This window comes from Janthinobacterium sp. TPC_1 (assembly GCF_056037845.1).
Genome location: NZ_CP195157.1, coordinates 1,146,997 through 1,158,587 on the forward strand (window position 1 = coordinate 1,146,997; position 11,591 = coordinate 1,158,587).

General features: G+C 63.8%; 12 protein-coding genes. 1 reads left to right on the plus strand and 11 read right to left on the minus strand.

All coding sequences use genetic code 11. The annotated features are described in order from the left end of the window. Positions 1 to 87 precede the first annotated feature (87 nt). From ACQVLG_RS05655 to ACQVLG_RS05675, 5 genes are all read right to left on the minus strand, one after another. The gene (locus tag ACQVLG_RS05655) at positions 88 to 1,518 is read right to left on the minus strand and encodes an amino acid permease (protein ID WP_474293323.1); all 1,431 of its coding nucleotides are present in this window, start codon (positions 1,516 to 1,518) and stop codon (positions 88 to 90) included. Between the two features lie 135 nt (positions 1,519 to 1,653). Beyond that, a complete protein-coding gene (locus ACQVLG_RS05660; RefSeq protein WP_230539212.1) occupies positions 1,654 to 2,112 on the minus strand; it encodes a RidA family protein in 459 nt (152 codons plus the stop codon). Positions 2,113 to 2,368: 256 nt separating this feature from the next. Further along, entirely contained in the window at positions 2,369 to 3,163 is a 795-nt protein-coding gene (locus ACQVLG_RS05665; protein WP_474293326.1) for an ATP-binding cassette domain-containing protein, read from the minus strand. After that, on the minus strand, positions 3,078 to 3,953 hold the full coding sequence (locus ACQVLG_RS05670; RefSeq protein ID WP_474293327.1) for an ATP-binding cassette domain-containing protein: 876 nt from the start codon (positions 3,951 to 3,953) through the stop codon (positions 3,078 to 3,080). Before ACQVLG_RS05670 ends, ACQVLG_RS05665 begins: the two co-directional genes overlap by 86 nt. A 152-nt stretch (positions 3,954 to 4,105) precedes the next feature. Further along, on the minus strand, positions 4,106 to 5,218 hold the full coding sequence (locus tag ACQVLG_RS05675; RefSeq protein WP_474293329.1) for an NADH:flavin oxidoreductase/NADH oxidase: 1,113 nt from the start codon (positions 5,216 to 5,218) through the stop codon (positions 4,106 to 4,108). Between the two features lie 160 nt (positions 5,219 to 5,378). Between ACQVLG_RS05675 and ACQVLG_RS05680 the strand changes: the two genes are divergently transcribed. Next, positions 5,379 to 5,918 carry a glycine zipper 2TM domain-containing protein gene (locus ACQVLG_RS05680; protein ID WP_474293330.1) on the plus strand — a complete coding sequence of 180 codons (540 nt, stop codon included), beginning with the start codon at positions 5,379 to 5,381 and terminating at the stop codon, positions 5,916 to 5,918. A gap of 6 nt (positions 5,919 to 5,924) precedes the next feature. Here ACQVLG_RS05680 and ACQVLG_RS05685 read toward each other — a convergent pair whose 3' ends face one another. The 6 genes from ACQVLG_RS05685 to ACQVLG_RS05710 all read right to left on the minus strand — a co-directional run bounded on the left by ACQVLG_RS05685 (position 5,925) and on the right by ACQVLG_RS05710 (position 11,546). After that, on the minus strand, positions 5,925 to 6,434 hold the full coding sequence (locus ACQVLG_RS05685; protein ID WP_474293332.1) for a DUF1993 domain-containing protein: 510 nt from the start codon (positions 6,432 to 6,434) through the stop codon (positions 5,925 to 5,927). Positions 6,435 to 6,502: 68 nt separating this feature from the next. Then, positions 6,503 to 7,480: a DUF2167 domain-containing protein gene (locus ACQVLG_RS05690; protein ID WP_474293334.1), complete on the minus strand. Its 978-nt coding sequence runs from the start codon at positions 7,478 to 7,480 to the stop codon at positions 6,503 to 6,505. Between the two features lie 146 nt (positions 7,481 to 7,626). Then, positions 7,627 to 8,646: a succinylglutamate desuccinylase gene (locus tag ACQVLG_RS05695; protein ID WP_474293336.1), complete on the minus strand. Its 1,020-nt coding sequence runs from the start codon at positions 8,644 to 8,646 to the stop codon at positions 7,627 to 7,629. Beyond that, a complete protein-coding gene (locus tag ACQVLG_RS05700; RefSeq protein ID WP_474293337.1) occupies positions 8,646 to 9,089 on the minus strand; it encodes a hypothetical protein in 444 nt (147 codons plus the stop codon). The genes ACQVLG_RS05695 and ACQVLG_RS05700 overlap by 1 nt, the downstream gene beginning before the upstream one ends. Then, positions 9,077 to 11,104, minus strand: a complete 2,028-nt coding sequence (locus tag ACQVLG_RS05705) for an NAD-glutamate dehydrogenase domain-containing protein (RefSeq protein WP_474293339.1) — start codon at positions 11,102 to 11,104, stop codon at positions 9,077 to 9,079. Before ACQVLG_RS05705 ends, ACQVLG_RS05700 begins: the two co-directional genes overlap by 13 nt. 25 nt (positions 11,105 to 11,129) lie before the next feature. After that, positions 11,130 to 11,546 carry a hypothetical protein gene (locus ACQVLG_RS05710; protein ID WP_474293341.1) on the minus strand — a complete coding sequence of 139 codons (417 nt, stop codon included), beginning with the start codon at positions 11,544 to 11,546 and terminating at the stop codon, positions 11,130 to 11,132. Positions 11,547 to 11,591 lie beyond the last annotated feature (45 nt).

Here is an 11,591-nt window from a genome sequence, read left to right on the forward strand (position 1 = left end):
GGCGCAGAAGAAGTTGCTTCTATGAAAGAAAAAGCGCGCCGCTGCGGGGGCAGGGGCGCGCTTCTGGCTCAGCTCAACGACGCTGGCTTACTTCTTGATGTGCGGCGCATCGGCCGCTGGCCAACCCGCTTCGTAGCCTTGCGGCACGTCATCGCGCTTGTCCTTGGGCGCCAGGCCCAGTGCGTAGTACAGCACCGTCAGCAGGATCAGCCAGGCCGGTCCCACCATCAGCGCGATGCGCGTATCGGGGAAATACGCCATCAGGCCGATCACCAGCGCCAGGAAGGCCAGCGAAATCCAGGAACCATACGGCGCGAACGGCATGCGGAAGGCCAGGTTCTTGATTTCCAGCGGGCTCAAGGTCTTGCGGAACTGGATCTGCGTGACCAGGATCACGCCCCAGGTCCAGACGGCGCCGAAGGTGGAGATCGAGGTGACCCAGATAAACACTTTTTCCGGCACCAGGTAATTCAGCAGCACGCCCAGCAGCAGCGCGAAGACGGACACGAGGATGGCGCGGCGCGGCACGCCGCTGGCCGTCGTTTCCGCAAACGCCTTCGGCGCCTGGCCTTGCAGCGCCAGGTTGTACAGCATGCGGCCCGTGCTGAAGATGCCGCCATTGCACGACGACAAGGCTGCCGTCAGCACGACGAAGTTGATGATGCCGGCGGCCGTCTTGATGCCCAGGCGTTCGAACGTCATGACGAACGGGCTGCCGGTGGTGCCGATTTCATTCCATGGGTAGATCGACAGGATGACGAACAATGCGCCGACATAGAAAATCAGGATGCGCCAGAACACGGAATTGATGGCGTCAGGAATCGATTTCTTCGGGTTCGCCGCTTCGCCGGCCGTCAGGCCGATCATTTCCACGCCCAGATAGGCAAACATCACCATCTGCAGCGACATCAGCACGCCCTGCGCGCCGTTCGGGAAGAAACCGCCATGCGTCCACAGATTCGAGATGCCGACGGCCACGCCGCCGTTACCCAAACCGAAGATGATCATGCCCGTGCCGCCGACGATCATCAGGATGATGGTGACCACCTTGATCAGGGCAAACCAGAACTCGAACTCACCGTAGGCTTTCACGGCCAGCAGGTTGATGGCGCCCATGGAGCCCAAGGCCGCCAGGGCCCAGATCCAGCGCGGCACGTCGGGGAACCAGATGCCCATGTAGATGGCGACGGCGGTAATTTCCGCCACGCACGTGACCAGCCACAGGAACCAGTAGTTCCAGCCCGTCAGATAGCCTTGCAGGGGGCCCAGGTAGTCCTGGGCATAGCGGCTGAAGGAGCCGGCAACCGGGTTGTGCACGGCCATTTCGCCCAGTGCGCGCATGATCATGAAGATGACCGCGCCACCGATGATGTACGACAGCATGATGCCGGGACCGGCCATCTTGATGGCGTTGCCGGAACCCAGAAACAGGCCCACGCCAATCGCCGCACCCAGCGCCATCAGGCGGATTTGCCGCTCGCCCAGGCCGCGGTGCAAGCCTTGTTCACTCGTTTTCATTACGTGTCTCCGTTTTTTTCTTGAATACACCGATCCCTCCACCCCAATGGCGGTTCCGCTCTTGCTGGAAAGGAGGAAAAGGCGAGCCGGCGGTTATCGCCGGCATGCTCATGCTCATGTGGTCAGGCTACTGCGTCAGGCCAGTTCAGCGATCAGCTCGATTTCGACGCAAGCGCCCAGCGGGATTTGCGCCACGCCGAAGGCGGAGCGGGCGTGCTTGCCGCTGTCGCCGAAGACTTCGACGAACAGTTCCGAGGCGCCATTGGTCACCAGGTGCTGTTCCGTGAAGTCGGAGGTGGAATTGACCAGGCTCATGACCTTGACGATGCGCTTGACTTTGCTCAAGTCGCCGCCGCAGGCGTCTTGCAGGGTGGCGATCAGTTCGATGGCGATACCGCGCGCAGCGATCTTGCCTTCTTCCGTGGTGACGTCCTTGCCCAGTTGGCCGACCCAGACCTTGCCATCCTTCTTGGCCAGGTGGCCGGACAGGAAGACGGTGTTGCCCGTGCGGGCATGCATCACGTAGGCGGCAGCTGGTGCGGCAACGACTGGCAGTTCAATGTTGAGGGCTTTGAGTTTTTCGTAAAACGACATGCTATTTCTCCAAAAAAAAACAATATAAGCGAAACCAAAATTCATGCACGGCAGGGCACGGAGGAGGACGCCCTGGCAGCGCGGTAGTGACCGACAACAGTGCCAGATTAAACGTCATCATATTGGTGAACCAGCAGTTTTAGTTCACAAATAGGCCCGGTTATTCAGTGGATTATACCGACAATCAAACAAAATTCAGCATCAGTTCATGAAGCATGCTCTACAGGCATCGAGCGTGACTTTTTTCATTAAATTATCACTTATGCAATGTCAAGCCCTCGGGGTCAAGGTTTATCGCCTGCAAAAATGCCTGGTCGTGCGAAACCACAAGTAACGCCCCCTGGTATTGCAGCAGCATCTGCTCCAGCGCCTGCAGGCTGGCCAGGTCCAGATGATTGTCGGGTTCGTCGAGCAGCAGCAGTTGCGGCGGCGCCTGCGCATACAGTTCGGCCGCCAGCGCCACCTTCATGCGCTCGCCGCCGCTGAGCAAACGGCTGGGCATGGTGGCGCGCGCGCCGGCAATGCCCAGCAGCGCCAGCCGCGTGCGCAGCTCGCCTTCCGGCACGATGCTGTTGCGTGCCTGCAAGCGCTGCACGGCGCTCCGCTCGCCATCTTGCAGTCCCGCATGCTGGTCCAGCCACGCCACCCGCGCGTGACACAGCATCTCGCCAATGGCGGGCGCCAGCTGTCCGGCGATCACGCGCAGCAGGGTCGACTTGCCGCTGCCATTGTCGCCCGTCACGGCCAGGCGGCGCGGGCCGTTCAATACCAGGCTGATGGCGTGCGCCTGGCCGTGCGGCAAGACCACGTCGCGCCATTCCAGCAGCAATTTGCCATTCGGCACGGCGCTGTCGGGCGCCAGCAGCAGCCGTTCGGTCTCGGGCGCGCAGCGGGCGCTGGCGTCCATCACCCGTTGCTGGCGCGCCTGCTGCGCCTCTTGCGCGCGCACGCGCAGCTTGCCCTGGCTATCCTGGCTTTTCTCCTTTTTCGCGTCCAGCAGCAGCTTGCTTTGGTTGCCCTTCGCGCCCTTCCCTCTCGCCGCGTCCGACACGGCGCTGCTGGCGCTCGGCCTGCTGCTGCGCTTCGCGCTGCTCGCGTCGGGCACCGGCCTTTTCCGCCTGCAGGGCGGCAGCAAAACCGGCCTGTTCCAGCGCGCGCTGCTGCGCATACAGCGCGTAATTGCCGCCATAGCTGCACAAGCCCTGCGGCGACAACTCGACGATTGCATCGACGTGCTGCAGCAAGCCGCGGTCATGGCTGATCAGCAACAAGCCGCCGGGCCAGCGCGCCATCTGCGCCACCAGGCGGGCGCGTTGATGCGCATCAAGGTGGTTGCTCGGTTCATCGAGCACCAGCCAGTCCGCCTGCGACAGCCAGGCGCCCTGCAGGGCGATGCGCTGGCGTTCGCCGCCGCTCAGGCTGGCCGTTGGCGTGCCGGCATCGACATGACGCAAATCGAGCGCATCGAGCGCCTGGCGCAGGCGGGCGTGGGCATCCCAGCGTTCGCCCACCAGGGCGTAGTCGGCCTCGTCGACGCTGCCTTCAGCGATGCGCGCCAGCGCGGCCAGCAAGTCGTCCATGCCGGCAAGCGCCGCCACGCTGGGATAGCGGTCCGGATCGAGCTCCTGCGCCACGTAATGCACGCTGCCGTCGCAGCGCACGGCGCCAGAAGACGGCTGCGCCCGGCCTGCCAGCAGGCGCGCGAGCACACTCTTGCCCACGCCGTTATCGCCGACGAGGCCGATACGTTGCGGAGCAAAGGAAAATTGCAAATTGGAAAACAGGGCGCGGCCATCGGGCAGCGCAAAGGAAAGACGGTCGAGTTGCAGTAATGCGGGCATGGATACTCCTTGAGCAAGGCTGGCGAACCCGCGCGGCGCAAGGCGCTGTGGCGGGATGGGCGAGGCCGTGCACAGCACGGCAGTATCAATGGCGCATGTCGAAGCGTCCTGGAGAAATGGGAAAGAAGCGTCAGTGTAGCAGAGCAGACCTGTTAGCGCTGGCCCAGGGTCGTGTCGCCGAACAGGTGCTTGTATTCGCGCGGCTGCGAGCGCCAATACTGCGGCGGCGCCGACACGTGCGCGCCCAGCTGGGCCGCCGCATGCCAGGGCCAGCGCGGGTCGAACAGGATGGCGCGCGCCAGCGCCACCATGTCGGACTGGCCGTTGGCGATGATGTCTTCGGCCTGCTGCGCTTCCGTGATCAGGCCCACGCTGATGGTGGGCAAGCCGCTGTCGCGCTTGATGCGTTCGGCAAACGCCACCTGGTAGCCGGGTCCCACGGGAATCTGCTGCTGCGGCGAAATGCCACCGCTGGAGACATGGATGAAGTCGGCGCCCAGCTGCTTGAGTTCCTGCGCGAAACGCACGCTTTGTTCGATGTCCCATCCGCCCTCGACCCAGTCGGTGGCGGAAATACGCACGCCCACGGCCATGCTGGCGGGCACCGCGGCGCGCACGGCTGCATAGACTTCCAGCGGAAAGCGCATGCGGTTGTCCAGGCTGCCGCCATACGCATCGCTGCGCTGGTTGGACAGGGGCGACAGGAACTGGTGCAGCAGATAGCCATGCGCCGCGTGCAATTCGATGCCTTCGATACCGAGCGCATGCACGCGCTGTGCGGCGGCGACAAACGCGCCCTTGATTTGCAGCAAACCCATCTCGTCGAGGGCGAGCGGCACGGTTTCGCCAGGCGCGTGGGCGATGGCGGACGGGGCTACCGTTTGCCAGCCGCCCTCGGCCAGATGCACGCAGGCGCCGCCCTGCCAGGGCGCGCGGCTCGACGCCTTGCGTCCCGCATGGCCCAGTTGCACCACCAGCGGAATCGGCGCATGGCGGCGGATCGCCTGCACCACCTTGGCCAGCGCAGCTTGATTCGCATCCGACCACAGGCCCAGGTCGTCGGCCGAGATGCGCCCCTCGGGCGAGACGGCCGTCGCTTCCGTCATCAGCAATCCCGCGCCGGACAGAGCCAAATGGCCCAGGTGGATCATGTGCCAGTCGGTGGCGTTGCCGTTGTCGGCCGAATACTGGCACATGGGCGCGATGGCGATGCGGTTGGCCACCGGCAGCGGCCCCAGTGCATACGGCGTGAATAACTGGCTCATGGCGGACTCCGGAATAGGGGAAGCACCGATTCTACTGTGCTTTGGAAAGTGCGGCTTACACCTGCTTACGTTTGATACAGCGCAAGGGCTAGCCTTGGGCAGGCAGGGCCGCTAATCTGGACACATCAACAACACCAGCAATACCACCCCAGGAGAACGCATGAACACGACGACTACCGCCAGCCGCATCCACCCCTTGATGGCCGGCGCAGCCATTTCCGTGACGGTTCTGTGCCTGGTGGGCGCGGCGTCCATCGCCGGCATCCTGCCCAATTCGCGGGCAAATGTGCCGGCCGTGCCTGCCGATGTGGCCGCCATGACGCCGGCCGGCGCGGCAGCCCTGGCAGCGCCAGTGGCAGCGCCTGTCGTCGCGCAAGCTGCTCCCGCTCCGGCGCCTGCACCCGTCGTGCACAAGCGTGTCGTAAATCATACGGCGCAGGCCCGTCCTGCCTACCGTGACGATGGCTACCGCGAGACTGCCTACCGCGAACCGGTGCGCCAGCAGCCGCCAGCGCCTGCGCCGGCACCGTCACAACCGAACTACGTGGGCATCGGCACGGGCGCCGTCATCGGCGGTCTGATCGGCAATCAGGTAGGTGGCGGCCGCGGCAAGGCGCTGGCGACGGTGGCCGGCGTGATCGGCGGCGGCATGCTGGGCAATGCGGTGCAAAACCAGGTTCAGCAGCAACCGCAGCAATAATCAGTCTCAGTCGTACGGGCCAAGATAGTCGAGCTTGCCCACGGCCACGCCATTGTTGCGCAGGATGGCGTGGATCATGGCGACGTGGAAATAGAAATTCGGCAAGGCAAAGCTGAGCAGGTAATCGTCGCCCGAGAATTTTGTCCCCTCGTCAGTCCAGTTCAGTACGACTTCCTTCTGGGCGCTACCGGCCATCTGGCCCGCGTTGATGCTGTCGATATAGGCGATGGTGTTGGCGATACGTTCCTGTAACTGCTCGAACGACGCTTCGTTATCCTCGAACTTCGGCGCCGGCACGCCGCTCAGGCGCTCGACCGACATCTTCGACGTATCGCTGGCGCGCTGCACCTGCGCCGTCAAGTCCAGCATGTCGGGCGCCAGCTGCGCACCCAGTAAAATCTCGGGCACGATGCCATCTTCCTCCACATGCGCTTGCGCTTTTTCCAGCAGGGCCGAGACGACCCGCAAGCCGCGGATGAAGACGGGGATGGTTGCCTGATACATGGACACGGACATGGCGGACTCCTGATAGTGAACGATGAGCCAGTGTACCCGAGGCGCCGCCTGCGGGTACGCACACAGGCTTACTTGTCCAGATTCACCTTGCCATCGGGCGCATGGCCGGGCTGTTCAGCCGTTTCCGGCTGCGGTGCTGGCTGCTGCGGCGCCGGCTTTTCCTTGCGCTTGCCGCTGAAGAACTTGACGATGGCCGCGCCGCCACCCACCACGGCCAGGATCAGCACTTTCTTGAAGGCCAGCAGCAGCGCCAGCAGCTTGCCGAACAGGCCCAGCTTGCTGGCCACGCCGCCGGCCACCAGCGCCGCCAGGCCATATTCAGCCACCTTGTCCGTCTTGCTGTCAAAATCCGTGTAGCGGTTACCCTCGGTAAATTCCGTGAACGCTGTCACTTGCTGCATTTCCTTCTTGATCGCTTCGATCTGCTGCATGCTGGCGATCGCGTTCAGGTTCAGCACGCCTTCGCGGCCCAGCACGCGCACGTTGTAGTTCAGCGAGTGTTCGCCGCCATCGACCATCAAATCCTTGGCCCAGTACAGCTTGTGCGTATCCTTGGCATAGCTGGGTTTTTCCGCCCAGCCCATCAAATGGATACCGGGATAGCCCTGCTTCTTGCGCTCCGTATTGTTTTCCAGGACGGACGCCTGCATATCCTTGAGTAATTCGTCGTATTTGATGCTGTCCGCATCGTCATCCTTGATATGCCCTTCCTTTTCATACGTGACGATGACGCCCCAGCTATCGCGCTCGAGCACGCTGGTCTTGGCGGGCACGATCATGCCCAGCGATTCCATGCCCGGTGGATTGCCCCAGGCATCGACCAGCACGCGCTCGGCGTCAGTCGGCGACAGATAACGGAAGTTCGCGGGCAAATCCAGGGTGGCGATGCCGCCCGGCAAGGTAATCTTGCCGCGCTGCAGGTGCAACTGGGCGAGGAACTGCTCGGCCGTCATTTCCGGTGCGGCTGCCTTCTCCTCGGCAGGGGCGGCGGCCGTGAGGCCGGAGAGGGTCAGGCACAGCAGGGCTGTCAGCAGGCGTTTCAACATGATCGGTCCAAAAAATTGCAAAGGGTAAATATTTTAAACCAATCAATTGCTTAATGGATAATTATTTCCGTGCGGCATTTTTTCATGAAAAAAGCGCCAGGCGGGTTTACCCGGCTGGCGCCAAATGCTGTGTGAGGACTGGACGATCAAGCCACGCGCACCACCATCAAACCGGCGCGCAAGCCCACCCGCACGTCCGGGTTCGGGAACACCACCAGCTCTTCCGCGTGCCGCACCGTGTAGACGTGCTCGCCATCGCTGGCGATCACGGCATGTTGCGGCAGCGACGTAAAATTCTGCGTGCTGCGATCAAAAGCCATGCGGAATTCATCGCTGTGCTTGATGATTTCCTGCGCCACCTTGAATACGTGCGGTTGCGCCTTGACGGGCTGCGCAGGCAACCCGCGCAGCAAGCCATTCAGCGCCCGCGACACGTCGTCGAACAGCGATAAATCGTTCTGCCCCAGGGTGCCCACGCGGCCCAGTTCCACCGTGCTGGCGGCCGCGCCGCAATGTTCGGCCGAATAATAACTATACGTGCCGGCCGACTGCGGATTCATGATGATGGCGCCGATGGCCGCCTGGCCCAGCCAGGCTATCAGCTGTGCCTTGGCGTCATCGGCCACCAGGTCGGGCACGATGGCAAACGTGGGGTACACGGAAGGCCGGATTGCCGTGTGCAAATCCAGGTGCCAGCGCACGGGGCCCGCCGCGTCAAAGAACGCTTTGGTCGCGGCGATCATTTCATCGGCGCGCGCGCTTTCCGCCGCTTGCGCCAAACTCCCCCGCACGGGGCGGAACATGCGATTCAGGTCGGCGTCAATAAAACGCTTGCCGGCACGGATCGCATCGACATTGCCCACGCAAACGAGCAAGTCGACGGCCAGTGCCGACGCATCGCGCGACAAGGCGTCGAGCAGATGCGCGAGCACTTCGATCGGCCCCGTCTCGTCGCCATGCACGCCGACAGAAACGGCCACGCTGGGGCGGCCCTTATCGGCTTGCGGCTTGACGACTTGCAGCATGCCGGGTGCCGGCAAGGCCACCGTGAAACCGGCGTTGGCGAACAGCTGCGCCACACCGCTGAAATCGGCCTGCGCCAGCGCCTGCACGGCTGGCGGCAAGCCGCCAGCACCCTGTCCAACTTGTCGTACTTCTTGCGTCATTACACCGCCGCTTCCACTGTCACTTTATTCACGGCCTCGGAGAGCGTCCACACGTCCAGCATGGCTTGCTCCAGTTCCGTCGCCGCCACATAGGCCGACAAGCCCAGCGCGCCCGTCACCGCATCGACGGCCTGGCCCGCATTGCCTTGCTCGGCGCGCGCCAGCACCTGCGTCAGCAGACGCTGTTGCGTGCGGCGCAGGGCTTGCTGCGCATAGTTGCGCAACTGTTCCTGCGACTTGCCTTGCGCGGCCAGCTTCAGGCCACGCTCCAGCGTGTCGATGCCCGCCTGGCTGCGCAGGGCCAGGCCCACTTGCAGGAAGGCGGCCAGGTCCATCGAGGCAGGGCGCGGCACGGACAGGGCCGGGAACAGGAAGCCGGCAACGACTTCCAGCGCATCGACCGCATCCCACGCCTGCACGAAGGCGGGCGTCAAGCCCGGCACCAGCGCCGCTTCCGACTTGATGCCGACGGCTTTGAGAGCAGCTCGCGCTTCGATTCCGCACCAAACAGGCCAGTCAGCTCGGCCAGGCCGGCGCCGCGCAGTTGCTCGGCCGGCACGGACAGCACGCCGGCGATCATCGTCTGCTGCAGCACGCGCGTTTGCGCATCGACCCTGATCGACACGTCGCGCGGCACCGTCAAGGCATCCGCGTCGAGCGCGTCGAACACGGGCGCCAGGTTCAGCGCCACCCATGCCTGGCCCCAGGCCAGAATCACTGCCGACTCGTCCACGCCATGTTCGGCCGCCAGGTTGCGGATCATCAGCGGGCCGCAGCGGTTGATCACTTCATTGGCCAGCACGGTCGCCAGGATGGCGTTGGCCAGCGGGTGGTCGAGCGCCGAGCGCGTTGCCACCAGCAAGGATGGGAAGTAGGGTTTGAGCACCGGCTCGGCCCACGTTTCGTCCGTCAAAGGCAAGGCGGACAGGATGCGCTTGAAGCGGTTCTTCACGTTGGCGATCACCACCGCCAGTTCCGGCGTGGGCAGACCCCGGCCATCTGCCTTGCGACGTGCCAGTTCCGCCACCGACGGCAGTTGCTCCAGTTCGCGCGACAGGGCGCCCTCTTCTTCCAGGCTGGCGATCAGGGCGGCATAGCCATCCTGCACGGTGCTTTCGCCTTGCGCCTGCAACTCGCGCACCAGCAAATGCGTCTGCTGCGTGTTGTCGCGCAAGACCAGGCGTTCGACGTCGTCCGTCATCGCATACAGCTCGCGGTTGCGTTCGGCTTCCGTCAGCTTGCCCGCATTGACTTCCACGTCCAGCCAGATTTTCACGTTCACTTCATGGTCAGAGCAATCCACGCCGGCCGAATTGTCGATCGCATCGGTGAAGATGCGTCCGCCCGCCAGCGCGAACTCGATGCGGCCGGCCTGCGTCGCACCCAAATTCCCCCCTTCGGCCACGACCTTCACGCGCAGCTCATTGCCGCTGACGCGGATATGGTCATTCGCGCGGTCCTTCACCTGTGCGTGCGTCTCGGTCGATGCCTTGATGTAGGTGCCGATGCCGCCGTTGTAGAACAGGTCCACGGGCGACTTCAGGATACGGTGCATCAGTTCTTCCGGCGCCAGCGAGGTTTCTGCGATATCGAGTGCGGCGCGGATCTGCGGCGACAGCTCAATCGTGCGCGCGGAACGCGGATACACGCCGCCGCCTGCCGAGATCAAGTCCTTGTTGTAGTCGTCCCACGAGGAGCGCGGCAAGGCGAACAGGCGCGCGCGTTCGTCGAACGAGACGGCGACGTCCGGTGTCGGGTCGAGGAAGATGTGGCGGTGGTCGAATGCGGCCACCAGTTTCAGCTGGCGCGACAGCAATACGCCGTTGCCGAACACGTCGCCCGACATGTCGCCCACGCCGACCATGGTGACCGGGGTGGTATTGAGGTCGTGGTCCATCTCATAGAAGTGGCGCTTCACGGCTTCGAATGCACCCTTGGCGGTGATGCCCAGCTTCTTGTGGTCGTAGCCGTTCGAGCCGCCCGAGGCGAAGGCGTCGCCGAGCCAGAAACCGCGCTGCACGGCGATGCCGTTGGCGATGTCGGAGAACGTGGCCGTGCCCTTGTCGGCGGCCACCACCAGGTACGGGTCGGCGTCGTCGAAGCAGACGGTGTCGACCGGCGGGACGATATTGCCAAGCGAGCGGTTGTCCGTCACTTCCAGCAGGCTGGAAATGAACAGGCGGTAGACGGCTTCGCCTTCGGCCGCGATGGTTTCACGCACGGCGTCCTTCGGCATCATCTTGCAGACAAAACCACCCTTCGCGCCGGCCGGCACGATGACGGCATTTTTGACCATCTGGGCCTTGACGAGGCCCAGCACTTCGGTGCGGTAGTCTTCCATGCGGTCGGACCAGCGCAAGCGCAAGCCGCCACGGGCGACGGGGCCGCCGCGCAGGTGCACGCCTTCGAAGCGGCGCGAGAAGACAAAAATCTCGCGGTAAGGACGCGGTTCCGGCACCAGCGCCAGGCTGCTGGTGTCGAACTTAGATGATCTTGTCGCCTTGTTGATTGTTCTGGAAGTAGCTGGTGCGCAGGGTGGCGGCCATCAGGTCGGCCAGCGCGCCGAGGATTTCCTCGGTATCGGCGTGGTTCACGGATGGCAGGCCGGCCTTGATGGCGGCGATTGCCTCCAGGGCGGCTGCATGCTGCGCGTCGGACAGCGAAGGATCGAAGCGCTGCAGGAAGGCTTCGACCAGGGCTTTCACGTGGGCTGGCTGCTTGCGCAGGCTTTCGGCGATGTAGCGCACCGAGAAGCGGCTGCCCGTCTGGCGCCAGTAGCTGGTGTAGGCGCGCACCAGCTGCACTTCGCGCGTCGACAAGCCGCCTTCGATGACGAGGCCATTCAGGCGGCCATCTTCGGCCGTGTCGTTGAACAGGGCGGCAAACAATTCCTGCGCCACGGCGACGACCGATGGCTGCGCCAGTTTCGCCGCGCTGGCGGCATC

Coding starts and splice junctions, on each gene's coding strand:
- ACQVLG_RS05695 (WP_474293336.1), bottom strand. CDS start 8,646: ATGACGCAAGAAGTACGACAAGTTGGACAGGGTGCTGGCGGCTTGCCG.
- ACQVLG_RS05655 (WP_474293323.1), bottom strand. CDS start 1,518: ATGAAAACGAGTGAACAAGGCTTGCACCGCGGCCTGGGCGAGCGGCAA.
- ACQVLG_RS05660 (WP_230539212.1), bottom strand. CDS start 2,112: ATGTCGTTTTACGAAAAACTCAAAGCCCTCAACATTGAACTGCCAGTC.
- ACQVLG_RS05685 (WP_474293332.1), bottom strand. CDS start 6,434: ATGTCCGTGTCCATGTATCAGGCAACCATCCCCGTCTTCATCCGCGGC.
- ACQVLG_RS05670 (WP_474293327.1), bottom strand. CDS start 3,953: ATGCCCGCATTACTGCAACTCGACCGTCTTTCCTTTGCGCTGCCCGAT.
- ACQVLG_RS05675 (WP_474293329.1), bottom strand. CDS start 5,218: ATGAGCCAGTTATTCACGCCGTATGCACTGGGGCCGCTGCCGGTGGCC.
- ACQVLG_RS05690 (WP_474293334.1), bottom strand. CDS start 7,480: ATGTTGAAACGCCTGCTGACAGCCCTGCTGTGCCTGACCCTCTCCGGC.
- ACQVLG_RS05680 (WP_474293330.1), top strand. CDS start 5,379: ATGAACACGACGACTACCGCCAGCCGCATCCACCCCTTGATGGCCGGC.